Raw genomic sequence first — 23,192 nt, 5'->3', positions numbered from 1 at the left:
AAGCAACATAAATGACGATACTCGACCTAGCCCGAAGGACCAAAATCGTTGCCACCATAGGCCCAGCGACTGAAAGTGCGAGTCAAATAACAAAATTAGTAGAGGCAGGTGCTACTACATTTCGTCTAAATTTTAGTCATGGTGACCATGATGAACATGCTGAAAGGATAAAAACAATTAGACAAGTTTCTAATGATCTAGGCATTCACATTGGAATACTCCAAGATCTTCAGGGACCTAAGATTAGACTTGGAAGGTTTAAGAACGGTCCTGTTAATATCAAAAATGGAGACAAGTTTATTCTCACATCAAAAAATATTGAATGTAATAAATATCAGGCAAATGTCACTTATGACAAATTAGCTCAAGAAGTAAATATAGGAAATAGGATTCTCTTGGACGACGGAAGAGTAGAAATGCAAGTAGAAAAAGTTGAACTAAAAGAAGAAAGATTAATTTGCAAAGTAACTGTTGGCGGAGTGCTCTCTAATAACAAAGGAGTTAATTTTCCAGATGTTCAATTATCAATTAGGGCCTTGACAGAGAAAGATAAAAAAGATTTAGCATTTGGTCTAAAACAAGGTGTTGATTGGGTAGCACTCAGTTTTGTCAGAAATCCATCAGATCTAATTGAAATAAAAGATTTAATTAGAAATCATGGTTTTGATACACCTGTAGTAGCAAAGATTGAAAAATTTGAAGCAATTGATCAAATAGACGCTGTTTTAAAACTTTGTGATGGAGTGATGGTTGCCAGAGGTGATCTTGGTGTTGAGATGCCTGCAGAAGAAGTTCCATTGCTACAAAAACAACTTATCAAAAAGGCCAATAGCCTTGGGATTCCAATCATAACTGCCACACAAATGCTTGATTCAATGGCTTCAAGCCCAAGGCCTACAAGAGCCGAGGTAAGTGATGTTGCAAACGCGATACTTGATGGCACAGATGCCGTGATGCTTTCCAATGAGACTGCTGTTGGCGATTATCCAATTGAAGCTGTAGCAACCATGGCCACTATTGCAAAAAGAATCGAAAGAGATTATCCACAAAAAGCATTAGAAAGTCATCTACCAAGCACTATCCCAAATGCAATAAGTGCAGCTGTAAGCAGTATTGCCAGACAAATCAACGCAGCCGCAATTATTCCCCTAACAAAAAGCGGCGCCACAGCAAAAAATGTAAGTAAATTTAGACCTGCTACTCCAGTGTTAGCGGTAACAAATGAAAGGAGTGTAGCGAGCACACTTCAACTTGTTTGGGGAGTCACACCACTTTTGATAGAAAATCAAACAAGCACATCAAAAACATTTGATGATGCCATGGCTATGGCAAAAAAAATGAATATTTTAAAACAAGGTGATCTTGTAGTAGAGACAGCAGGGACCTTATCTGGAGTGAGTGGGTCAACTGATCTAGTAAAAGTCGGAATAGTTAGTTCAGAACAAGAAGCTGAAAATTTATTTATCTAAAAAATATGAAAAGGAAACTCCCGCTAACTGAAACATCGGGAATGGCAATAAAAAATCTTAAATCTAATAAGTTTAGATCCCTATTAACAATGCTAGGAATAGTTATTGGTAATGCCTCGGTAATAACGCTTGTTGGGGTGGGCAGAGGCGCTCAAAATCTTGCAGAGAATCAGCTAAGCAACTTGGGAGCAAATGTTTTATTTGTCGTACCAGGCAATAATGACACCAGAAGAAGAGGTGTGGCTTTCCCAAAAAATCTTGTTCTCAAAGATGCAAAAGCGATAGAGCAACAAGTTCCAACTGTTAAAAGAGTAGCTCCTCAAATCTCAACAAATGAAGTCATACAAAGTGGTTCAAAAAGTACAAGTAGCTCTATTTCAGGGATCACAAGTGATTTTTTAATTGTTCGAAGCTTTGAAATTGCTAAAGGTCGTTTTATTAATGATCAAGATACAAAAGGGGCCAAGAATGTAGTAGTTATTGGACCAGACCTTGAAAAGAAGCTATTTAATGAAAGAGAAGGCTTAGGGGAAAAAATAAGAATAAAAGATCAGTCTTTTGAAATTGTTGGAGTCATGAAACCTAAAGGTGCTGTATTTGGAAGCAATCAAGATGAGAATGCATATATTCCTCTATCAACAATGGTCAGCAGAATTACTGGTAAGGATCCAACTTATGGAATTAGTCTAAGTTTCATAAGTGTTGAAGCCATAGATGAAAACTCAACAAAGGCTGCAAAATTTCAAATAACAAACTTATTGAGACAAAGACACAAAATCATTAGAGATGATGACTTTGCTGTTAGATCTCAAAAAGATGCTTTGCAAATAGTATCGACAATAACAGGTGGTTTAACATTAATGCTTGCTGCGATAGGAGGGATATCATTACTAGTGGGGGGAATAGGTATTATGAATATTATGCTGGTATCTGTTAGCGAAAGAACTGAAGAGATAGGGCTTAGAAAAGCACTGGGAGCAAGAAGATTAGATATTTCAACCCAATTCTTAATAGAATCATTGATTCTTTCCAGTTTAGGTGGAATAGCTGGAACAGGCTTAGGACTTACTACAGTAAAGATAGTAGGTTTATTAACACCTTTACCAGCAACAATTGGATTTGGAACTGTATTCATAACAGTTATCATTTCTGGCACAATAGGTTTAACATTTGGTGTTCTTCCAGCCAAAAGAGCTGCAAAACTAGATCCAATTACGGCATTAAGAAGTTTATAAGAACTAAATTTTTATAAAGAATAATTTTTTCTAAATTTCAACAGCTAAAAAATATTTTTTGAATATTTACTGGAAACTGTTGGAATCATCCAACAGAAAGGGGCATTACACTACTAGAATCTTTCAAAAAGTCTTTAGCTTTATGGATAAGAAATGGAAAGTAATAGCACTTTGGGTTCTCCCCATAACAATAGTTGTTCTAATTACATGGCAAATACTAGGTTCAGCAACAAATAATCAAGTCAATCAAACCACTTCAACTTCTGCATCAAGAACAGCACCAGTTGGAAAAATTAGTTACGGAAGGTTTCTCGATTATGTCAAGGCTGGAAGAGTCACATCAGTTGACATTTACGAAGGTGGTAGAAATGCAATCGTCGAATCAGTTGATCCTGAAATAGATAACAGAATTCAAAGATTAAGAGTTGATCTTCCTGGATTAGCTCCTGAATTAGTTTCATCTTTAAAAGAAGAGGGAATAAGTTTTGATATTCATCCACCTAAAACTGCTCCTGCTGGTATTGGAATACTTGGTAATCTCTTATTCCCACTAATTTTAATTGGGGGTCTCATTTTACTTTCTAGGAGATCAAATTCAATGCCAGGTGGGCCAGGACAAGCAATGCAATTTGGTAAAACAAAAGCAAGATTCGCTATGGAAGCCGAGACAGGTGTCAAATTCGATGATGTAGCAGGAGTAAATGAAGCGAAGCAAGATTTAGAGGAAGTAGTTACATTTTTAAAGCAGCCTGAGAGATTTACCTCTGTTGGCGCTCAAATTCCAAGAGGGGTTCTACTAGTTGGGCCTCCAGGAACTGGAAAAACACTATTAGCTAAAGCAATCGCTGGTGAGGCTGGTGTTCCTTTTTTCTCACTTTCAGGGTCAGAATTTGTAGAAATGTTTGTTGGAGTGGGAGCTAGCAGAGTTAGGGATTTATTTAAAAGAGCTAAAGAAAACAGCCCTTGCTTAATTTTTATTGATGAAATTGATGCAGTCGGAAGACAGAGGGGTGCTGGAATTGGAGGTGGCAACGATGAAAGAGAACAAACTCTTAATCAACTGCTAACCGAAATGGATGGGTTTGAAGGAAATAGTGGAATTATCATCATTGCAGCAACAAATAGACCTGATGTTCTTGACTCAGCATTGATGAGACCAGGAAGATTTGATAGACAGGTGACTGTTGACGCCCCTGATATATCAGGAAGATTATCAATACTCAAAGTTCACTCTAGAAATAAAAAATTAGAAAAAGACTTAACTTTAGAAAGCATCGCTAGAAGAACTCCTGGTTTTACTGGAGCAGATTTAGCAAATTTATTAAATGAAGCTGCAATTCTTACAGCAAGGAGAAGGAAAAATCAGATAGGTCTATCAGAGATTGATGACGCCGTTGATAGAATTATCGCTGGAATGGAAGGAACCCCTCTTGTTGATGGAAGAAGCAAAAGACTGATTGCATATCACGAGGTTGGTCACGCTTTAATTGGTTCTCTAGTCAAAGATCATGATCCTGTTCAAAAAGTCACCGTTATTCCTAGAGGACAGGCACAAGGCTTAACATGGTTCTCTCCTGATGATGATCAAACATTAATTAGTAGAGCGCAATTAAAAGCAAGAATCATGGGAGCGCTTGGTGGACGTGCTGCAGAAGATATCATTTTCGGAAGAGAAGAAGTTACAACTGGTGCTGGAGGTGACGTTCAAATGGTCGCATCAATGGCCAGACAAATGGTTACTAGATTTGGCATGAGTAGTCTTGGACCCGTTTCATTAGAGGGTGATAGTCAAGAAGTATTTGTTGGAAGAAGCTTAATGAATACATCTGATATATCAGACGAAATCTCAAAGCAAATTGATGAACAAGTTAGGTCAATAGTTAAAAAATGCTATGACGAAACACTTGAACTGGTAGCAAAAAATAGATCGGCTATGGATAAATTAGTTGAAATTTTAATCGAGAAAGAAACTATGGATGGAGACGAGTTTTGCAAAATATTGTCAAATTATACTGATATCCCTGAAAAAGACAGGTTTATTCCAGTATTGCCAGATCCAGAAAAGTAAGGCCTAAACTGAATTAATAGGCCTTTTATTAAAAACGTTATCAATAATGCCATATTCGACAGCTTCAGATGGAGACATATAAAAATCTCTGTCTGTATCTTCCCTAATTCTCTCAAGGGGTTGTCCAGTTCTTTCTGATAATTCCTTATTCAGCTTGTCCTTAATAAATAATATTTCGTCTGCTTGAATCCTAATGTCACTAGCCTGTCCTCTCGCTCCTCCAAGTGGTTGGTGAATCATTATTCTTGAGTGAAGCAAACTGCTTCTCTTTCCTTTCGCGCCAGCGCATAGCAAAAAAGCCCCCATACTGGCAGCCAGACCAACGCAAACTGTATGTACGTCAGGCTTAACATGTTGCATTGTGTCAAAGATACCAAGGCCGTCATAAACAGATCCACCTGGTGAGTTGATATAGAGAAAAATATCTTTGTCGGGATCATCCGCTTCTAAGAAAAGCAGTTGAGCGACAATGCGGTTTGCAGAATCACTAGTTACTGGTTCACCCAAAAAAACTATTCTTTCCCTTAGAAGCCTTGAATAAATATCAAAGGCTCTTTCTCCTCTTCCAGATTCTTCAATAACTATTGGAATCATCGAACGATGTGATGGTCGGTTTTCATGATCCTAGCTAAGTCACGGGGTAAGCTATGGTTCTTAAGAATTATCTAGGTTTGGCATTGAGCGTTAGAGCAACAATTTCAGACAGCAAATCTGATTTCCATAAGGAATTTCCTTATGTCATTCCCTCAATTTATAGAAAACTCGCAGACGAACTGCTTGTAGAACTTCATTTATTAAGTCATCAAAAAAACTTTAAAAATGATGCCATTTTTGCAACTGGGTTAAGAGAAATATTCAGTAAGTTCACTAATGGATATAAGCCTAGCGAACACATAGAGAAGCTTTTCGACGCGATTTGCAACTGCAATGGCTTTAACCCTGCAGAAATCAAAAATTCTTCTGAACAATTAATAAATAAATCAAAAGAATTCACAAAAGAAGATCTAATAAAGTTTGTATCAACAAAAGAAAATGAAAAAAAAGAAGTAAATTACTATAGTCGAATAAATGCAATTGGTATATACAAGTTGGTTAATGAGATACCTTCACTTAAGGACCTAAAAGAAGAAGATATAGACAAAGAAATAACAAATATTTCTAATTCTCTTGGTTACCAATGCTCAAGAGTTGAAAAAGATATAAGTATGTATAAGTCAAATATTGAAAAGATGAAACAAGCTTTAGAAATTATCGCGTTAAACTTAAAATCAAAATAATAATTCTATTAATTATTTTCTTCTCTTATCCTTCCAATCAATATAACTAATGTAAATAACACTTATTGTTATAAATGAAAGTAGAAAAATAGAAAAAAAAGATAGAAAGCTATAGAAATTAAAGTCTATAGGCATAACAATATCTAAATATCAATAGAACCATCACCATTTCTACCCCAAACTACCATTGCTATAGAAAAAGTGAAAATAGCAGCCAATGAAGCCCAACCCAATGTGAAGATCATTACATTTGTAAATTTATTCAATTATAACTTATTAAATAGGTTTGAATTGTATACCTATAAAAAAATATAACCAATTAAGAAATTATACGAAAATCATTAAATCTATGGGAAGACTTGTTCAAAACCACAGCACGCACATAAAAGGCTTAATCAAATGGTTGAAAAAGATATCAGAAAGAAATGAGATTAAGACAGTTACGCCTGCTTCGCTGTCAAAAACAAACGGAAGAGGTGAAAAGCTTGTGCTAAAAGTTACTATTAAAACAAGTGAAGGATATAAGCTCCTAGCAAGAAAGGGTAAACTCGTTCAAGAGGTATTTCTTGTAACAAGCTTAGACGAGAGTAAAGTTAAAGAAATAATAGAAGAAACTAATCCGAAGCCTTTTCGGAAAAAGAAAGGTTTTTAGATGAAGATGGTTGAAAATAGGAGTTTTTATTTTGCTTAGAAACAGATTCAGAAAGTTCTCGTATTATTTCTTCTTTGATCATATTCATAGCTGAATCAATTTCGTAAAGGTTATCTGCCATGGAAGCAAAAATTTTTCTTTAATTTAATTGCATAAACAAAAGAAGCTCTATTAATTAATAAAAAAATTAGATTTATATAAACTAAACTATATTACGATGAAAATTGTATGTGATAAATCATAAATTAGACTTACAGGAATAATATAACTACCTAAATTATTATCTAATTATCGACAGATATAATTAAAGAACAAAAGCAGTCAAAAGTTATAAACTAGAGCTCATATTCGTTTTTAAATTTATCCAAATTAGTCAAGTAGAGTTGATGAAGGTTAGTAGTTTCATCATTAAAACCCACGTCCTTATACATTTGATCAAGAGACATATATGCACTCATTACAGGTAAAAAAGCAGATTTATATTCTTCTTGAATATCATCCTCATCTATATCATGAATTATTGCTGTAATCAATTCAATTTGCTTCTTGGCTAATGAAATGTTTTTCTCTAATTCAGGACTAAGTTTACGTCTTCTTTTTGCCATGAATACAATTCATCTTAAAAAAAATAATACACTATTTATATTCGAAAAATCAATGAGAGAAGTCATGGAATGTTAAAACAAGATAAATAAGAGTAAATACTCATAAAAGCCATAGAAGAGTATTCCATTTTTATAAAAATGGTATATATTTTAGTTGGTATAATATAGATGTGATATTAGCCCAAAACATTGTTAGTAAAGGGCTATCTAATCTAACTATTACTATGAAAAGTAATTCAGATAAAAATCAAACTAAACTGCCATGGTGGGTCGAACTTTTGTTTGTTCAAATCGGGTTACCTGATTCATGGCTTTCAAAATATCTCAAGAAGAAAAAACAAACATTGAATTTCATTGATCTAAATAAGAAATATATAGCTTATTCTGCCTTATTAATTGCAGGTGTATTGTATGTATACCCAATAGTAAGATACACATCATCAAGTGCTTCATGCATAGATCAAACCACAAAATATCTAAAATCAAGCATAGTAAATAAATCTCAAAATGAAATGGATATAAATTCTATAGCAGTTGGATATTGCCATGGTGGTTCCTTACCAGAATAATTAGTTTTTAAATTTCTTTTCACCGTCAATATCATATGTTGGCTTATTTTCAGGAGTCTTTCCTTCAAGTAAAGGTATTAAACCCGAAATCAACCTGCCAAATACTGGCACCCAAATTTTCTTGTAAGCATTTTTAAGTAGATTATTCATTTTTGCTTTTTTAATTTTATAGATATTAGAATATTATTTACTAACATTTATCAATAAGAACTGATTGTCAAATTTTTTAATAGATTTGAATAAAGGTTTGATATTTAAAGCATTTAAACTATTGATATCTGAAGTAATTAAATATTTATAGTTACTAATATCGTCAAATTTTTTAACGACTTGGGAGGAAGGCAAATAAAATGATAACAAAGTCTGGATTTTGCTTTCAACTTCAAATAAATAAATAGTGTTTGAGCTGATAATCGAAGATACAAGCTTATCTCTTAAAAATAATTTTGCACTTAAGTTTGGACTACCAAGTATACCAAAGTTAAACAGCAACAAGAGAGAAATATATTGGGGTATAATTATACTATAAAAGAAATTAATTAAGTCTTTTCGTAAATCATCTATATTAAAAAGAAGTTGAAGTGATCTAATATAAGATAGTATTAAAAATAAAGATACTAAATATATTAACATCTTATTTCCATTAGACTGTTCTATTATAAAATCATTGTAATTAACAATAAAGATTATAGAAGTTATTAATATAATTAGCAAGGATAATAGATATTTAATGCTAGTTTTAGAAAATGTGTATTTTAATGAATTTGATGTGAGAAAGATGGCAAACAAAATTGATAAAGACGGTAGTAGAAAAAGGTAATAATGTGGATATGTGGTCGACATGGACAATAAAATCAATAAAGATATAAGAGGGTAAAAATAGATTAATAGTGGATATTTTAATTTTTTCTTTGGTCTTGTAAAAACAAGAAAAAGAACAAATAATATTCCTACTGGAAAAGTTAAATAAAGAAAATTAAAAGGTACAAGTAAAAAATTGCTTAAGTCAAAGTCTCCTATGGCTTGTTTCTTTACAAAATCAAAGAGAGATGTAATTCCATTGATTCCGAACTTTCGATATGAAAAAAATAGATTAAGGTAAGTAGGGATAGATCCAATTAATATTCCAATAGCATAAAGTATTTTTAAAAAACTTTCCTTTCTATTTAAATTATAAAAAATAAAAGGTGAGAGTCCTATCAAAGGAACAAATGTCATATAACTTCTAAGGAAAAAAGAGCTAGAAATAAAAAAACCAGAAAGTAATATATACAAACACCGTCTTGTATATTGCGAAGAATCTAGAAATTGAAGAAAAAATAGAATTGCCAATAGGATACATAAAACAAATGGAATATCTGGACTCGCATATCTTGAATATTTAATCCATAATGGCATTGATGAAAGTGAGAATAAAGAAATCAATGCAGACTTTTTATCTGTAATTTTTAATGCAATTAGGTACCAGCTAATCAAGCAAAGAAATGAAGAAATGATACTTGGAATTCTTAGAGCTAGCTCACTACTTCCAAGCAACCTAATGGATAATGCTATAAACCAATAACTTCCTAATGTCTTATGGTGAGGAGATGGGAATGGAGGAGAAAACCAGTTGTCAGAGTTTTCAATCAACCTTGCTCTTCTAGCATAAAGCCCCTCATCATGAGCAACGAGGCTTTGAGTAGAAGGGTCGATAAGAAAATAAAGTAAAATACAAGAAATAACAACAAGTATTGGTAAAATAATTCTCTTATTCTTTGAGAAAAAGTTAATAACTCCCACTTTAATATTGATATAGCTAATAACATTAGAAGGAAGAAATTGCATTTTCGAATATGATTAAAAATTCATACGTTCAATTTTAATGAACCATACTTTAAATTAAATTATATCCTTAGTAATTTGATTTGGGAATCTATGAGGCTGTGAATTAATAACATCATGTATAATAATAGATATTTTTAGACATAAGAAAGATGGCAACCGCAAAGGAAAAGAAGGAAGAAGTAAAAGCGTCTCTGAAGATTTTACGCTCAGAACTAAGAAAAATGCATTTAGGCGTAACAGAAGAGCTATCACTCCCCGAGCCAACAGAAGTTAAAAAATTAATGACTCAAATGGAAGAGCTATTATTAGTGATTGAACCTAAGTCATCTCGAAAGGCAAAAAAGTAAGATAACAGTCAAATTATTTTTATTAGAAGTTAGAACTGACTATATATAGCTCGAATAAAAAAAATTATTTTTTATTCGAGCTTTTTTTATTCATAGTAAAAAGAATAGGGCTAGAAATTAATATTGTGATGGCAAGTGGGTGTTCAAAAATAGTATAAAAGAAAGTAGAGAAAGTGAAAAAATCTATTAATATCCTGAGGTCTGTTCTTAAATCATAAATTGAAAGTAAGATCAGAACAATTTGTAACCAATTATATTTTATATAAACAAATAGTTTATCTATAGAAATGAAGCACATATTTAATCATTCAAACTGATTATTGCTGGTTATTGATAACAATGAAGGTGCTAAAGCAATACTCGACCAAGCACCGACTATAACACCTATTAATAAAGCAAATGCTAACCAATATAATGTTGATCCGCCCCAAATCAATATACATATTAAAGGAAGTAGTGTGGTAAGACTTGTATACAGAGTCCTTGTTAATGTTGCACTAACAGCTTTATCAATTTGATACTTAAAACTTAATTGTTTCTCTACTAAACTTTTTTCTCTGATCCTATCAAAAACAACAACTGTATTGTTTACTGAATAACCTGCAATTGTCAAAAGGGAAACAGCGAACAAAGAGTCGACCTCTACATTAAAGAAATACCCCAGCCATGCAAATACACCGCAAACAATAAGTATGTCATGCAAAAGAGCAAATAAAGCTAGGACTGAGTATCTTCGATCATATCTAAAGTTAATATATAAAGCTATTCCAAGAAAAGCAAAGAGAAGAGAAATTAAACTACTTTTAAGTAACTGCTTCCCAAGACTTGGACCAATAATTTCAACTGATGTATTTTCATTGTTAAACGGGCCAAAAGATTTATTAATCACTGCCACTACAGACTCAGATTGAGCTGCGGATAAAAATGGAAGCCTGATCGATATTAACTTTGAATTATCGAGTAATTGTATTTGTGATCTAGTTAAATTAGGAGATGTATTTGAAATAAAGTTTTTATCTAGATTTGTTAAATCTGCTATCTTATTGGATATGTCACTTGTATTTAAAGTAATACATTCATCATTACAACTCCTCTCTAAGGTTATTTGAGTTCCACCGGTGTAATCTAAACCAAGATTTAAAGGTGCCTTAATAGAAGTAGTTTTCAGGCAAATTAGCATACCGATTATTGATATTAAACATAAAGAAAATGAAACAAGCCATACATTTTTTCTATTTTTATAGAGTTGAACATTAAAATTAACTTTCATAATTTAGTTGATTTAAATTAGTTGTTATTGAACGTTGGTAGATGGTGATGAAATCTGATTAGGGTTAATAAAGTTAGAAATTTTTCTAAGGCCTTGATAACTCATTAGAAACTTCAATATTGCTTTTGTACATGTTAAGGCGGTAAACAAGCTCAAGACAACACCAATACCCAATGTTGCTGCAAAACCTTTTACAAATCCAGTGCCCAAATAAAATAATGTTATACAGCTTATTAAAGTCGTTAAATGACCATCAATTATTGATGAAAAAGCGTTTTTAAAACTTGCGTCTATTGAGCGTATCAAAGTATTTCCGTTGCGTAATTCTTCCTTTAATCTCTCAAAAATAAGAACATTAGCGTCAACAGCCATTCCTATGCTTAAGATAAACCCAGCTATACCAGGAAGAGTGAGAGTCACTGGGAGTAGTGCATAAATAGAGAGGGTGAATAGCGAGTAAAAGGACAATGCCAAGACGGCAACAAATCCAGCTAGTTTATAGATAAAGATCATAAAAATACCTACAAAAAGCAAACCTGTGAGGGCAGCAAAAAGACTAAGACGGATATTCTGAGTCCCTAGAGAAGGACCTATACTTCTTATCTGAATAATCTCAATAGGTAAAGGCAAAGCTCCTCCCCTTAATTGAACTTCTAAATTTCTAGCATCATCAGCAGTAAAATTGCCGCTTATTGTTGCTGCACCACCAGTAATTCCGGCAGTTTCAAATTGCTTACCAACACTTGCTTCGCTATATGAAATACCATCAATAATAATTCCAAGCAATCTAGGGGTGCCAGCTATAGATTTTGTGAGGTCTGCAAATAATTCACCTCCTTCATTATTGAAACTTAAAGTAACTTCCCAATTATTAGTATTTTGATCTTGTCGTCTGCCTGCATTTGTAAGATATTGTCCAGTTAATGATGTTGGTTCAAACAGAGCTGCAATGTCAGTACTTATTTTATTCCTTAAAAGATTAAACTGATCTAAATCTAGTATCTGATCGGATTGAATATTATATTTTTCGAATAATTGATTAATTTCCTTATTAATATTGATCTCCTTTATTAACTGGGCTGAATTATTATTCTCTTCTAATAATTCAATAATAGATTCAACGCTATTTCGTTGATTTTGTAAGTCTCTTAACAGCGCTTCTGTCCCATTTTTCTGAATTCTGAATTCCAATAGAGCAGTTTCGCCTAATACCTTCGCAGCCCCGGAAGGATCTTGCTCTCCAGGAAGTTCTAATAACAATTGGTTTGTTCCCACAGTTTGAAGTTGTGAATCTGAAACTCCTAATCCGTTTACCCTCTTATCAAGAACAGCTTTAACTCCTTCAATTTCGTTGGGGGTTATTTTTGTGATTTCCTCAGTAGGTTGAACCTCTAGAGTAAGTTGACTTCCTCCGCTTAGATCCAATCCTAATTGGAAAGGTATATTGCTGCATATAAAAATACTTAATACTGCAAAAATGATAACTATAAAAAACCAATAGTTCTTTCTACCCATTTTTAATCAACTCCACCATTATTAATAATTTTTTCTGCAGCATCTACTATTTGATGAGGTTGAATAATAGTTAAGTTTTCTAAGTTTCCATTATAAGGAGTTGGAATATCCTGACTACTTAAACGAACAGGAGGAGAATCTAAATCATCGAAGCAATTCTCAGTAATCAATGACATTAACTCAGCGGCAATACCACCTGTTTTCATACACTCTTCAACAATAATTACTCTATGAGTTTTTCTTATAGATTTAGATATGGTTTCCATATCAAAAGGCTTAAGGCTAATTAAATCAATCAATTCAACATCAATTCCCTTCCCTTCAAGAAGCTCAACTGCTTTCAAGCAGTGGTGACGCATTCTCGAATAAGTCAAAATCGTAATGTCACTTCCTTGCTTTACAAGATCGGCTTGATCTAAGGCACAGACATAATCACCCTCAGGAAGCTCTTCAGTAAGGTTGTAAAGAAGAACATGTTCAAAGAAAAGGACAGGATTATTGTCTCTAATAGCAGCCTTCATTAGACCTTTAGCATTCGTGGGAGTACTACAAGCCACAATTTTGATACCAGGAACTGCATGAAAATAGGCTTCAAGTCTTTGACTGTGTTCAGCACCTAATTGCCTTCCAACGCCACCAGGACCTCTAACAACTGTTGGAATAGTAAAATTTCCACCGCTCGTATATCTAAGCATTCCCATATTGTTGGATATTTGGTTAAACGCAAGCAACAAAAATCCCATATTCATCCCTTCCACAATTGGTCTTAACCCTGTCATAGCAGCACCAACAGCCATACCAGTAAAACTATTTTCAGCAATTGGTGTATCTAAGACTCTGAACTCTCCGTATTTTTCATACAGATCTTTCGTAACTTTATAAGAGCCGCCATATTGACCAACATCCTCGCCCATTACACAGACCAAAGGATCTCTGTCCATTTCTTCATCAATTGCTTCACGAAGAGCATTAAATAAAAGAGTCCCTTTCACAGAATTAACAGATCGTCCGGATTACCGGTTTGTTATTCCAAACTATCTCAATCAGTGCCTAATTACCCACCTGCTGCAAAAGTCGATAACAGCAATATGGAGAGCAACATTCCAGGAGAGAGTAATAAAACGAGAAGTCCTAAATCGTGAAGAGTCATAGAAACATCTAAATATGACAATTTAATAGTTAAATGCTAGTCAGTTTTGTCCTTGTTGCCTTCAATCAAACTTCGAATAAATACTAAGAACAAACCAAGTCCAATAAAACCAAAGGTAAAAGTTGCAAGAAAACTAATTCCAATGATTAGTGTTTTAAAACCAGAAGCAATACTCTGGGCAATTGGCGAAGAATAATTCGGTGCATGAATCGAAAAATATAAAACTATTTTTTTACTAATGAAGAGGCTTAACAAGCTAAAAGATAAACTGGTAATAGAACCTGAGAGAAAGCTTAAGGGACCTTTCTTTGGTTCAGAACTAGCGGAAGCTATTGAACTTGCTGATGAATTAGCTAAATCATCAGAATCATTTTTAAACCCATTACTAGGTGAATTCATTTCTTAATTGAACTCCATTAGATTTCATTGAACATGCCCAAGCGGATAAACCAGCTTTTTCAAATTCATTAACATGTTCTTTTAGTACTTTATTTGCTTGCTTATAATTTTCAAACAAGGCAAAACAACTTGGACCAGAACCACTCATTGAAACAAGACGGGAATAAGGTAACCGAGACAATATATTTAAAGACTTTTCAACCTCTGGTGTCATAGGGCAAACAACTTTTTGCAAATCATTTTGTACTTCTTTTCGATTATCTATAAGCGACTGATCCGACCAGTTAATTGATCTAACAATGTTTCTCTTGATTTCAAAATCCCTATCATTTTCAAGATATCTATTCCCAAACTCTTCTTTATATTTTTTATATGCAACTGGTGTAGAAACTTGTATAGAAGGATCTTTAACTAAAATTAGACCCAAATCAAAATGATCAAGATTTAATCTTTCTAAGATTTCTCCTCGACCAAAACATATCTGTCTACCCCCTGATACGCAAAAAGGTATATCAGATCCAATTTCTTTTGATAACTTCTCTAATTCAGAAATCTCAAGATTTAAGTTCCAGAGCTTATTTAATCCAACTAATGTTGCAGCCGCATCAGCAGATCCACCTGCTAATCCTGCTCCAATAGGAATATTTTTTACAAGTTCAATATCAACACCTAATTGAGTATTTCCAACTTTATTTCTCAACAGTCTTGCAGCTTTTATTATTAAATTGTCTTCACCATTACTAATCTCATTAGTATTTGTTTTTAGAGTAATATTATTATCTTCATTCTTTATCATCCTCAACTGATCACTTAAATTAATACTTTGCATAACCATTGCCAATTCATGAAAACCATCGTCCCTAATCCCTAAAACCTCTAAATGTAGATTAATTTTTGCATGTGCTTCTGCAATAAGAACATCTTCATTTGCTTTGGGAGGAACCATTTTCAAAAACACAAGTTTCTTTTAAAGCTTTTGCCAAGGCGAACCAATTGGAAGGTGAAATTTCCTGTGGTCTTTGATCAAGACTAATACCTCTATAGGCGAAAAATTCCTTTATCTGATCATTGGGAGTAACAAAACTTCCAATCGTGTTTCGTAATTTCTTTCTTCTACCACTAAATGCATGTTTCAAAAGTTTCTCTAATAAATTTCCTATCTCATAAAAATTTGGCTCACTAGATACAAAGGGCTTAATCATGACTACTTTGGAATCCACCTTTGGTGCCGGTTGAAAACATTTAGAGGGCACATCGCAAACGTTCTGACATTTTGCTAGAAGCTGAATACGTACGCTTAAAGCGCTAAAATTACTATTTCCTGGCAAAGCGACAAGTCTTTGTGCAACTTCTTTTTGCATAAGTAAAACTAAAGTTTCAAAACGATTGTCAGGGGCTTTTCTTAATCCACCAATCAATCTTTTTAATAGTGGGCCCGTAATGTTGTATGGAATATTAGCGACCACTTTGTTAATAATCAGCCCATTTTCAGCTTCTAGTGGAACAGATAGAACATCCCCCTCTCTCAAGCCAAATTTATTTTGATGACTAAAACGTTTTTTCAAACCAAAGACCAAATCTCTATCCAACTCAATTGCTTGGATGAATTTTGCTTGGGATTCAATTAATTTTTCAGTTAAAGCACCTTTACCTGGACCAACCTCTAATACGCAATCTTCGGAATTCAATTCAGCGGCCTTAACTATTTGATCCAAGACATCTTGATCATTCAACCAATGCTGGCCAAAACGTTTTCTAGGAATATGCCTAAAATCATTCAAAGAGTTATCACCCATACGAACAATCCCAAAACCTTATTAGAAAAGATCACATGTTTTACTCAAGTAAAAATAAATTATTTAAAATATACTCACAAAAAGATCTCCAATCAATATACATTTTTCAAAATGACTTTTGATAGCCATAGCCTTGAACGCTTAAAACAACTTGGACGAAAACTTCCTAAAGAGATATCAAAAACTGGATCAAGTGAATTAAAAAGTCAAAAAGAAGCAAAAAACCAAAAGTTACACCCAGTTGAAATCGAAACCAACCCTGAACAACTCTTTAGAGAGTTGATGGAAATAAGTCCAGATGGAAACGTACCGCCTCATTTACTAGAAAGGCTGAAAAAACTTGAATCAAAAAATCTGAATATTTCTGCCTACTCAGATCCAGATATTAATAAAAATTCTAAAGATCTTTCCAGCGAAGATTCACTAAATCTTTATACTCAATTTCAACAATTTCTACTCGAAGATGATATCGATTAGAAATATATATTTTATGATTAATATTTCACGCTACAAAATCATTGCTGTTGGGAAAATAAAGAAAAAGTGGATTCAAGAAGGTATAGATGTTTACTTAAAAAGATTACCTGGATTAGAAGTTATAGAAATTAAAGACAACAACCAAACAAAAGAAGAAAATACGATCAGAGAAATCATTAGCAAAAACGAAATTCTCGTAACTCTCAATGAAAATGGTCAATCTTTCACATCAAAGGAACTAGCAACAAAACTTCTAAACTCTCATAATCAAAATATTAGTTTTGTTATTGGAGGCGCATCAGGTCTTGCACCTTCCCTAAATAATTTTGCCTCTTGGCAACTAAGCCTTTCACCTTTAACTTTTCCGCACGAAATAGCTCGTCTTTTACTAATAGAACAACTCTACCGTGCAAAAACAATAGTCCAAGGCGGGCCATACCATAAAGAATAGAAGGGACACGAGCATAGTCAATATAGTTCATATGTACTATATTGACTATGCTGATCTAAGCCTATGTATTCAAAGAGTTCGTACTATCCCTCAAAGGAGGACTTATCGACACTATTAATTCCATTAGCAACAGAAACTATTTCTGCAGGTTTCCCTTCTCCTGCGGAAGACTACATAGAACTCGGGATCGATCTCAATAAATACTTAATCAAAAATCCAATAAGTACTTTCTTTCTACGTGTAAGCGGTAGTTCAATGAATAACGCAGGAATTTATAACAATGATTTATTAATAATAGATCGCAGCATAAATCCAAAGCCTGGACATATTGTAGTTGCTCTCTTGGATGGAGAATTTACTTTAAAAAGACTTATAAAAAAGCAAGATAATTATTATCTAAGAGCAGATAAAGAAAATTATCCAGCAATAAACTTATATGAATACATAGATATACAAATATGGGGGATAGCCACTTATTCGATACATGAATTACAAAAAACAAAAGTCTAATTATGTCCAAAGTAATACTTCAGGTTGATGGGAATAATTTCTATGCATCGTGTGAACAATTAGTCGATCCATCTATAAGAGGAAAAGGCTTAGTTGTACTTTCAAATAATGATGGATGCATAATAGCTCGAAATTCAGAGGCTAGAAAAATGGGAATTCCTATGGGACAACCTTATTTCAAATTAAAGAATAAGCTAAATCAATTAAATATAAATGTGAGAAGTTCGAATTACGAGCTTTACGGTGATATAAGTAATCGATTAATGCAGCTACTAAGAAGAAATTGTGAAGAACTGGAAATCTACTCTATAGATGAAGCATTTGGAACGATAAAACGTCCTAAAGAAAAGTGCTTATATCAATGGGGAAAGGATTTAAGAGCTTTAGTTTACCAAAATATCGGAATACCGATAACTATCGGTATTGGGGAGACAAAAGTTTTATCAAAAATTTCTAATCATCTAGCAAAAAAAATAGAAAATAATTCAGGTATATTTGATATAGGTATCATTGAAAATAAAGACCCTTATCTTAATCTAATTAAAGTAGATAAAGTTTGGGGGATAGGTAAAAGAATGTCCATATGGCTAAAAGAAAAAGGAATCTCTAATGCCCTAGAACTTAGAGATATGTCAAGTAGCCAAATCAAAGAAAAATATGGTGTGGTTGGTCTACGCATTCAAAATGAATTAAAAGGAAACCTCTGTATCCCCATAAAAGAAACATCATCAAATAGAAAACAAATCTGTGTAAGCAGGAGTCTTTCATATCCAATAGATAGCTTAGAAGAGTTGAGGCAGATAATCATTAAATATGTTTTAATCGCAAGCGCAAAACTTCGAAAATACAATCAATTATCTTCAGCTATTACAATATTCACGAATACAAATGTTCATTCAAAAGACTTTTATAAAAGCGAAGCAACAGGAAAAATAAATGTCCCAACATCTGATTCAAGAATCATACTTAAAACAAGTTTAGACTTAACACGGAAAATATTTAGACCATATAAAAGGTTAATAAAAGCAGGTGTAATATTACATAAACTACAAAGTAATAAATATGAACAAAAACAATTATTGAATCAACAATCTATTGAAAAAGAGTTGTCTCAACAAAGACTAAATTATGTAATAGATGAAATCAACAATAGAAATGGTAGAGATACAATAAATTGGGGGTCATCTATCATTGAAAAGGAATGGAGCCCGCGCAGGGAAAAAGTATCTCTTATAAAGACAACAAACATAGAAAATATTCCAACAATATATGCTAATTAATATTTAATATTATACTTAAAATAAAAATGATCATTGTCACAATCAATGGAATAGAAAGTCATGGTAGAGTAGGATAAGTAAAAATCATAAGCATTAAAAGAATAATGGAATTCGTAGATTTTTTAGATAGAGCAGAACTAGAAATAGTAAAGTTAGTTGAACAAGCTGGTTACAAAACAACAGAGAATACACAACTATGCTTAGCAAGTAATAACTATGTAGGTTTCCTAAATAAGAGGAAGAAAGTACTTATAATTTGCACCAATAATGCCAAGAAAAGAGAGGGGTATACGAATTTAAGAAAGAAAGATAAGGATACTTTTGAAAGGACAGCATTACATATAAAAAAAGCTTTAAGACATGAAGCTGTTCATGTTGCACAAGAATGCAATGATGGAAAGTTATTAAACATAGATCAAAAGCTATCAATAAGTCCCTCAAAGATAAAAGCTTTAAAGGAATCTATAAGAATATCCGGCGAGGAAGAGAAAGAAAGACAAGCATATATATTAGAAAATAAACCAAAGTTAGTAGTAAAAGAATTTAAAAAATATTGTTTATAGTAGTTGAATAAAATTAATTTTCTCTAAGTAGTTGAATAGCTTTTGTTTTACCACTGAAAATCAAAACCATTCCTGGATCCAAATAAGAAAAACCAATATAAGTCTTAACAGCATTGGCATCAACCAGGGCCGTTCCACATGTATCAAGAAAAAGGACAGGTATAGTTAAATTAGATCCCTGCATTCTCTGAAGATCGAGAGACTGACGTATAGCTAATTTTGCTTTTATGAAACCAATTTTATTAATAAAGTCTGGCCATAGATCATTAGATAAAGAACATTCATCTAAATTAAAAGAAGAGGAATTTAGCACAGTTAAATATAAATATAGAAAATTATTTGTAACATCGCTGTTGATCTAAACTTAATATATGTTTCCTTTCAGCGTAATAAAGTTGCTGAAAATTTATAGCATCATTATTTAACTCTTCAAACATGCTAATCACTTTCTTTTCCATATCAGATGAATTACTAGGATTAGAAGATTCCTGGACAATAAGAGAGGCAATACACTTCTCCAGAGTTTGTAATCGTTGAGAACTCCAGGCTTCAATTAGATGTCTGCAACGTTTTAAAGATTTTTGTTTTTCAAGAGCAGCTAGTGATCCACGAATGAGCGATTCGGGATCGGTTAGTGTTGCCAAACGAAGTTCATCAGCCTCTAGTAAGGGAGTAAGTTTAGGAAGATGTTCATTGTTACTAACGAGGAAGTTATCTAACAAGTTTTTAATTAAATCGACATCGGCTAGAATATTATTTGAATCATTAGAACGATTTATCTTCTCAACAGTTTCAGAACCAAACTTATTCTCCTCAATATTACATATGGTTGACCATATCGCTCGATGATGATTAATTGCAAAATCGTCTAATTCTCTTAATCGCAATTCATAACGAATATAAGATCGATAATTAGGACAGTGAATATAACTAAAGAGTATATCTGCTTCGCTTCTTTCTCTTAGACTAACTTCTTGAGGTTTTTCATACTTTTTAGAACGACCATGCCATCTTTGACCACTAATTTGATTACGTAAATCTTCCTCTAGTTGTAGAGCGAATCTAGCTTGACCTCCACTAAGTCGCTGAGCGACCTTCTGTAGATAATGGGTTCTGATCGCTGTTTGAGGTAGTTTGCCAAGAAGACTTACTAAAGTTCTAACAGCTTCCTGAAATTGATCTGATTTATTTAAATCTAAATCCTTCAATGATTGATCTATTTGCCAATCCATCCAAAGAGGTGATTTGGCTGCTAATGCTTCATACTCAGAGGGTGAATTATCCTTGAGAAACTCATCTGGATCTTTACCTAAAGGCAATTGAAGAACTCTTAAATCTAGCTGACCTTGAATAGCAAGATTTTCAACCTCACTAATAGCGCGATTAGCCGCTCGAATTCCAGCATTATCTGAATCAAAATTAAAAAGAATTTTTTTACTATCGGTAGAACGAGATAGCAGCGTTATTTGATTGCTACTTAATGCGGTTCCCAACGAGGCGACAACATTTGTAATACCAGAATCATGAAGTGCCATCACATCAAAATATCCTTCAACTACAACTGCATAATCTTTTTTCCTAATTGAAATAGCTGATTTATCTAAACCAAAAAGATTTTTTCCTTTTTCAAAGATTTCAGTCTCAGGTGAATTTAAATACTTAGGCTCTGACCCATCAAGACTTCTTCCTCCAAAACCTATAACTCTTTTTTGCCTATCATGTATGGGAATAATAATACGATTACGAAATCGATCATAAAAACCATTACCACCCTTTCGAGGTACGATTAGACCAGCAGATTCAAGGACCTCAACACTGACTTTTTCTATATCTACAAAATATTGGAGTAATGAATCCCAATTATCTGGGGCAAAACCAAGCTCAAAATTGATTAAAGTACCATCACTCAAGTGACGTTTATTTTTAAGATAATTAAGAGCATTTTCTCCACTGGTAGAGTTTAATTGATTTCTAAACCAACCTGTAGCAAGTTTCAAAACACGATAAAGCGTATCTCTACGTGAGATCTGTTGCTTTAGTCTTTCTTGTTGCGGTCCTTCAACTGTATCGATTGGCACTTGATATTTTTTAGCCAGCTCAAGAACAACATCACTAAAACTTTGTCTCTGAAACTCCATTAAAAATTTAATGGCATTTCCACCAGCTCCACATGAAAAGCAATAATAAAATTGCTTAGCAGGGATAACTGACATTGAAGGCTTACTATCATCATGAAAAGGACATATTCCAACATATTCTTTACCTTTTTTCTTTAAAACAACATGTTCACCAATTACATCAACAATATCTACACGCTCTTTTACAGACTCAATTGTCCTAGGATGTAGTCGAGCAGAAGCCATATGATAATTTTAATTGATGATTAAATATTTAGTTAAGAGATTTAGGAATTGAGAGAAAAAAAACTTAGAAGTGAATTTAATATTGGAAAGAATCTAGAAGGGATCAAATTTTTAATAGGAAGTGGCCTAGCATTTAGCCTTATGAGTGTATGCGTTAAAGCGATTGGAGGGAGGATCCCTATTTCAGAACTTGTTTTTGCTAGGGCTAGCATAAGTATAATAATAACAAGATTTTTCTTATATAAAAATAAAATCAACCCCTGGGGATATCAGAAAAGATTATTAATTATAAGGGGTTTGTTAGGAACAGCAGCATTATTTTGTATATTCAAGGCCTTAACAATATTACCAATAGCAACAGCAACAGTAATTCAATACACTTACCCTACGTTTACAGTGATATGTGCATACATATTTTTAAAAGAATTTATATTAAAGAGAATAGTTTATTCAATCATTATTGGTTGGATAGGAATTCTTTTAGTTAGTCAACCAGAATTCAACTCCAATAGTAATATTCAAGAAACAACATTAGCACTAATCATTGCAATATTAGGCGCTTTGATGACATCATTAGCATATATATGTGTAAGAAAACTTTCATATAAAGAACACCCACTTGTAATTATTTACTACTTTCCTTTGGTTTCTATCCCCTTATCTATTCCTTTTATCATTAATGATTTTGTATTACCAACCGGAGCAGAATGGTTTTGGATAGCAGGTATTGGTGTTTTCACACAAATTGGTCAACTCTGTATAACGGAAGGTTTAAGACTACTACCAGCTGGCCAAGCAACCTCATTAAATTATTCACAGGTTATCTTTGCAAGTATATGGGGAATATTAATTTTCCAAGAATCAATAACAAGTTCAATTTACTTGGGTGGTTTTTGTGTACTAATTTCCACTATTATTAGTGCATCCAAAACCTCGCAAACAAAAATATGAAATATAAATCAATGATTTTTTCGATATTTCTTATTTGCACTGGATCAACATCGATTCTTGCAGATAATTATCAGAGAGGTTACTCCTCAAGTAGAACTTGTACGAGAAACGAATATAGAGAAGAATATGTTCCAGGAACAAGAAAGGATCCTGGATATGTAAAAAAATGGGAGGAAACGGTTGAAGTCCCCTGCCCAGGTATTGGCTCAACAAACAAAAAAAGTGAATTTGATAACAATGATTGCTCTGAAGGCAAAGTCGCAGGTGGTATTTTAGGCGCTGGCTTAGCTACAGCAATATCCAGAGGTAAAGATCGTTGGTGGGCAATCCCTGCTGGTTTAGTAGGTGGATCAATGGTTGGATGTCAAATTGATGGTGGTTGAGTTTTAAACTTTTGCAGGAACTTAATCAGAATAAA

General features: G+C 33.2%; 26 protein-coding genes and 1 pseudogene. 14 read left to right on the top strand and 13 right to left on the bottom strand.

The annotated features are described in order from the left end of the window. Positions 1–11: 11 nt before the first annotated feature. The 3 genes and pseudogenes from pyk to ftsH form a co-directional block, all read left to right on the top strand. Positions 12–1,436, top strand: a pseudogene (pyk, locus tag AC6EI0_RS01515) (pyruvate kinase); the annotation flags it as partial. Positions 1,437–1,474: 38 nt separating this feature from the next. After that, complete coding sequence (locus tag AC6EI0_RS01510; protein ID WP_498522756.1) at positions 1,475–2,704, top strand: ABC transporter permease; 1,230 nt, start codon at positions 1,475–1,477, stop codon at positions 2,702–2,704. A 142-nt stretch (positions 2,705–2,846) separates the two neighbouring features. After that, the gene (gene ftsH, locus AC6EI0_RS01505) at positions 2,847–4,772 is read left to right on the top strand and encodes an ATP-dependent zinc metalloprotease FtsH (protein WP_498522755.1); all 1,926 of its coding nucleotides are present in this window, start codon (positions 2,847–2,849) and stop codon (positions 4,770–4,772) included. A 3-nt stretch (positions 4,773–4,775) separates the two neighbouring features. Here ftsH and clpP read toward each other — a convergent pair whose 3' ends face one another. Next, on the bottom strand, positions 4,776–5,366 hold the full coding sequence (clpP, locus tag AC6EI0_RS01500) for an ATP-dependent Clp endopeptidase proteolytic subunit ClpP (RefSeq protein WP_498522754.1): 591 nt from the start codon (positions 5,364–5,366) through the stop codon (positions 4,776–4,778). Positions 5,367–5,449: 83 nt separating this feature from the next. Between clpP and psb29 the strand changes: the two genes are divergently transcribed. Then, a complete protein-coding gene (gene psb29, locus AC6EI0_RS01495) occupies positions 5,450–6,049 on the top strand; it encodes a photosystem II biogenesis protein Psp29 (RefSeq protein ID WP_498523484.1) in 600 nt (199 codons plus the stop codon). Between the two features lie 143 nt (positions 6,050–6,192). Here psb29 and petN read toward each other — a convergent pair whose 3' ends face one another. Next, on the bottom strand, positions 6,193–6,294 hold the full coding sequence (gene petN / locus AC6EI0_RS01490; RefSeq protein WP_071841048.1) for a cytochrome b6-f complex subunit PetN: 102 nt from the start codon (positions 6,292–6,294) through the stop codon (positions 6,193–6,195). A 41-nt stretch (positions 6,295–6,335) separates the two neighbouring features. Here petN and AC6EI0_RS01485 point away from each other — a divergent pair, with 41 nt between their 5' ends. Continuing rightward, positions 6,336–6,701, top strand: a complete 366-nt coding sequence (locus tag AC6EI0_RS01485; RefSeq protein ID WP_498522753.1) for a DUF2103 domain-containing protein — start codon at positions 6,336–6,338, stop codon at positions 6,699–6,701. 335 nt (positions 6,702–7,036) lie between these two features. Here AC6EI0_RS01485 and AC6EI0_RS01480 read toward each other — a convergent pair whose 3' ends face one another. Further along, a complete protein-coding gene (locus tag AC6EI0_RS01480; RefSeq protein ID WP_498522752.1) occupies positions 7,037–7,306 on the bottom strand; it encodes a hypothetical protein in 270 nt (89 codons plus the stop codon). A 224-nt stretch (positions 7,307–7,530) separates the two neighbouring features. Between AC6EI0_RS01480 and AC6EI0_RS01475 the strand changes: the two genes are divergently transcribed. Next, on the top strand, positions 7,531–7,875 hold the full coding sequence (locus AC6EI0_RS01475; protein WP_498522751.1) for a hypothetical protein: 345 nt from the start codon (positions 7,531–7,533) through the stop codon (positions 7,873–7,875). Here the strand turns inward: AC6EI0_RS01475 and AC6EI0_RS01470 are convergent, their stop codons facing one another. Both AC6EI0_RS01470 and AC6EI0_RS01465 read right to left on the bottom strand, forming a co-directional pair. Then, positions 7,876–8,025, bottom strand: coding sequence for a hypothetical protein (locus AC6EI0_RS01470; protein ID WP_498522750.1), 150 nt, complete (start codon positions 8,023–8,025; stop codon positions 7,876–7,878). Between the two features lie 33 nt (positions 8,026–8,058). After that, a complete protein-coding gene (locus tag AC6EI0_RS01465) occupies positions 8,059–9,702 on the bottom strand; it encodes an ArnT family glycosyltransferase (protein ID WP_498522749.1) in 1,644 nt (547 codons plus the stop codon). 149 nt (positions 9,703–9,851) lie between these two features. Between AC6EI0_RS01465 and AC6EI0_RS01460 the strand changes: the two genes are divergently transcribed. Then, positions 9,852–10,049, top strand: a complete 198-nt coding sequence (locus tag AC6EI0_RS01460) for a DUF8635 family protein (RefSeq protein ID WP_498462664.1) — start codon at positions 9,852–9,854, stop codon at positions 10,047–10,049. Between the two features lie 304 nt (positions 10,050–10,353). Here the strand turns inward: AC6EI0_RS01460 and secF are convergent, their stop codons facing one another. The 6 genes from secF to rsmA all read right to left on the bottom strand — a co-directional run bounded on the left by secF (position 10,354) and on the right by rsmA (position 16,179). Continuing rightward, complete coding sequence (gene secF / locus AC6EI0_RS01455) at positions 10,354–11,319, bottom strand: protein translocase subunit SecF (RefSeq protein WP_498522748.1); 966 nt, start codon at positions 11,317–11,319, stop codon at positions 10,354–10,356. Positions 11,320–11,343: 24 nt separating this feature from the next. Continuing rightward, entirely contained in the window at positions 11,344–12,834 is a 1,491-nt protein-coding gene (gene secD, locus AC6EI0_RS01450) for a protein translocase subunit SecD (protein WP_498522747.1), read from the bottom strand. A gap of 2 nt (positions 12,835–12,836) precedes the next feature. Next, the gene (locus AC6EI0_RS01445; RefSeq protein WP_498523483.1) at positions 12,837–13,775 is read right to left on the bottom strand and encodes a pyruvate dehydrogenase complex E1 component subunit beta; all 939 of its coding nucleotides are present in this window, start codon (positions 13,773–13,775) and stop codon (positions 12,837–12,839) included. 245 nt (positions 13,776–14,020) lie between these two features. Further along, positions 14,021–14,383 (bottom strand): DUF3082 domain-containing protein, encoded by a 363-nt coding sequence (locus tag AC6EI0_RS01440; RefSeq protein WP_498522746.1) that lies wholly within the window; start codon positions 14,381–14,383, stop codon positions 14,021–14,023. Further along, positions 14,370–15,329: a 4-(cytidine 5'-diphospho)-2-C-methyl-D-erythritol kinase gene (gene ispE / locus AC6EI0_RS01435; protein WP_498522745.1), complete on the bottom strand. Its 960-nt coding sequence runs from the start codon at positions 15,327–15,329 to the stop codon at positions 14,370–14,372. Before ispE ends, AC6EI0_RS01440 begins: the two co-directional genes overlap by 14 nt. Then, positions 15,307–16,179 (bottom strand): 16S rRNA (adenine(1518)-N(6)/adenine(1519)-N(6))-dimethyltransferase RsmA, encoded by an 873-nt coding sequence (rsmA, locus tag AC6EI0_RS01430; RefSeq protein WP_498522744.1) that lies wholly within the window; start codon positions 16,177–16,179, stop codon positions 15,307–15,309. The genes ispE and rsmA overlap by 23 nt, the downstream gene beginning before the upstream one ends. A gap of 111 nt (positions 16,180–16,290) precedes the next feature. On the opposite strand from rsmA, the gene AC6EI0_RS01425 reads away from it, so the two are divergent. The 5 genes from AC6EI0_RS01425 (at position 16,291) to AC6EI0_RS01405 (ending at position 19,460) form a co-directional block, all read left to right on the top strand. Next, complete coding sequence (locus tag AC6EI0_RS01425) at positions 16,291–16,656, top strand: hypothetical protein (protein WP_498522743.1); 366 nt, start codon at positions 16,291–16,293, stop codon at positions 16,654–16,656. A gap of 13 nt (positions 16,657–16,669) precedes the next feature. Further along, positions 16,670–17,107, top strand: coding sequence for a 23S rRNA (pseudouridine(1915)-N(3))-methyltransferase RlmH (locus tag AC6EI0_RS01420; RefSeq protein WP_498522742.1), 438 nt, complete (start codon positions 16,670–16,672; stop codon positions 17,105–17,107). 63 nt (positions 17,108–17,170) lie between these two features. Further along, positions 17,171–17,617, top strand: a complete 447-nt coding sequence (locus AC6EI0_RS01415) for a LexA family protein (RefSeq protein ID WP_498522741.1) — start codon at positions 17,171–17,173, stop codon at positions 17,615–17,617. A gap of 2 nt (positions 17,618–17,619) precedes the next feature. Further along, on the top strand, positions 17,620–18,897 hold the full coding sequence (locus AC6EI0_RS01410) for a Y-family DNA polymerase (RefSeq protein ID WP_498522740.1): 1,278 nt from the start codon (positions 17,620–17,622) through the stop codon (positions 18,895–18,897). A 104-nt stretch (positions 18,898–19,001) separates the two neighbouring features. After that, positions 19,002–19,460 carry a DUF8637 domain-containing protein gene (locus AC6EI0_RS01405; RefSeq protein ID WP_498522739.1) on the top strand — a complete coding sequence of 153 codons (459 nt, stop codon included), beginning with the start codon at positions 19,002–19,004 and terminating at the stop codon, positions 19,458–19,460. Between the two features lie 13 nt (positions 19,461–19,473). On the opposite strand, the gene AC6EI0_RS01400 is transcribed toward AC6EI0_RS01405, so the two are convergent. Then, positions 19,474–19,773: a hypothetical protein gene (locus AC6EI0_RS01400; protein ID WP_498522738.1), complete on the bottom strand. Its 300-nt coding sequence runs from the start codon at positions 19,771–19,773 to the stop codon at positions 19,474–19,476. Between the two features lie 22 nt (positions 19,774–19,795). After that, on the bottom strand, positions 19,796–21,823 hold the full coding sequence (dnaG, locus tag AC6EI0_RS01395) for a DNA primase (protein ID WP_498522737.1): 2,028 nt from the start codon (positions 21,821–21,823) through the stop codon (positions 19,796–19,798). 48 nt (positions 21,824–21,871) lie between these two features. On the opposite strand from dnaG, the gene AC6EI0_RS01390 reads away from it, so the two are divergent. After that, positions 21,872–22,774 (top strand): DMT family transporter, encoded by a 903-nt coding sequence (locus tag AC6EI0_RS01390; RefSeq protein WP_498522736.1) that lies wholly within the window; start codon positions 21,872–21,874, stop codon positions 22,772–22,774. Then, entirely contained in the window at positions 22,771–23,157 is a 387-nt protein-coding gene (locus tag AC6EI0_RS01385) for a cAMP phosphodiesterase (protein ID WP_498522735.1), read from the top strand. The genes AC6EI0_RS01390 and AC6EI0_RS01385 overlap by 4 nt, the downstream gene beginning before the upstream one ends. Positions 23,158–23,192: the final 35 nt, after the last annotated feature.

The sequence above is a fragment of the Prochlorococcus sp. G5PB11 genome, from assembly GCF_059772425.1.
This window is presented reverse-complemented; position numbering and strand designations above follow the sequence as displayed.

Excerpts from the sequence above, each read along its gene's own strand:
- AC6EI0_RS01415 (WP_498522741.1), top strand. The coding sequence starts at position 17,171 with ATGTATTCAAAGAGTTCGTACTATCCCTCAAAGGAGGACTTATCGACA.
- dnaG (WP_498522737.1), bottom strand. The coding sequence starts at position 21,823 with ATGGCTTCTGCTCGACTACATCCTAGGACAATTGAGTCTGTAAAAGAG.
- AC6EI0_RS01425 (WP_498522743.1), top strand. The coding sequence starts at position 16,291 with ATGACTTTTGATAGCCATAGCCTTGAACGCTTAAAACAACTTGGACGA.
- AC6EI0_RS01510 (WP_498522756.1), top strand. The coding sequence starts at position 1,475 with ATGAAAAGGAAACTCCCGCTAACTGAAACATCGGGAATGGCAATAAAA.
- AC6EI0_RS01405 (WP_498522739.1), top strand. The coding sequence starts at position 19,002 with ATGGAATTCGTAGATTTTTTAGATAGAGCAGAACTAGAAATAGTAAAG.
- AC6EI0_RS01465 (WP_498522749.1), bottom strand. The coding sequence starts at position 9,702 with ATGCAATTTCTTCCTTCTAATGTTATTAGCTATATCAATATTAAAGTG.
- ispE (WP_498522745.1), bottom strand. The coding sequence starts at position 15,329 with ATGGTTCCTCCCAAAGCAAATGAAGATGTTCTTATTGCAGAAGCACAT.
- petN (WP_071841048.1), bottom strand. The coding sequence starts at position 6,294 with ATGATCTTCACATTGGGTTGGGCTTCATTGGCTGCTATTTTCACTTTT.
- AC6EI0_RS01480 (WP_498522752.1), bottom strand. The coding sequence starts at position 7,306 with ATGGCAAAAAGAAGACGTAAACTTAGTCCTGAATTAGAGAAAAACATT.
- secD (WP_498522747.1), bottom strand. The coding sequence starts at position 12,834 with ATGGGTAGAAAGAACTATTGGTTTTTTATAGTTATCATTTTTGCAGTA.
- rsmA (WP_498522744.1), bottom strand. The coding sequence starts at position 16,179 with ATGGGTGATAACTCTTTGAATGATTTTAGGCATATTCCTAGAAAACGT.
- AC6EI0_RS01470 (WP_498522750.1), bottom strand. The coding sequence starts at position 8,025 with ATGAATAATCTACTTAAAAATGCTTACAAGAAAATTTGGGTGCCAGTA.
- clpP (WP_498522754.1), bottom strand. The coding sequence starts at position 5,366 with ATGATTCCAATAGTTATTGAAGAATCTGGAAGAGGAGAAAGAGCCTTT.
- AC6EI0_RS01440 (WP_498522746.1), bottom strand. The coding sequence starts at position 14,383 with ATGAATTCACCTAGTAATGGGTTTAAAAATGATTCTGATGATTTAGCT.
- AC6EI0_RS01460 (WP_498462664.1), top strand. The coding sequence starts at position 9,852 with ATGGCAACCGCAAAGGAAAAGAAGGAAGAAGTAAAAGCGTCTCTGAAG.
- AC6EI0_RS01475 (WP_498522751.1), top strand. The coding sequence starts at position 7,531 with ATGAAAAGTAATTCAGATAAAAATCAAACTAAACTGCCATGGTGGGTC.
- AC6EI0_RS01385 (WP_498522735.1), top strand. The coding sequence starts at position 22,771 with ATGAAATATAAATCAATGATTTTTTCGATATTTCTTATTTGCACTGGA.
- AC6EI0_RS01445 (WP_498523483.1), bottom strand. The coding sequence starts at position 13,775 with ATGGACAGAGATCCTTTGGTCTGTGTAATGGGCGAGGATGTTGGTCAA.
- secF (WP_498522748.1), bottom strand. The coding sequence starts at position 11,319 with ATGAAAGTTAATTTTAATGTTCAACTCTATAAAAATAGAAAAAATGTA.
- ftsH (WP_498522755.1), top strand. The coding sequence starts at position 2,847 with ATGGATAAGAAATGGAAAGTAATAGCACTTTGGGTTCTCCCCATAACA.
- AC6EI0_RS01410 (WP_498522740.1), top strand. The coding sequence starts at position 17,620 with ATGTCCAAAGTAATACTTCAGGTTGATGGGAATAATTTCTATGCATCG.
- AC6EI0_RS01420 (WP_498522742.1), top strand. The coding sequence starts at position 16,670 with ATGATTAATATTTCACGCTACAAAATCATTGCTGTTGGGAAAATAAAG.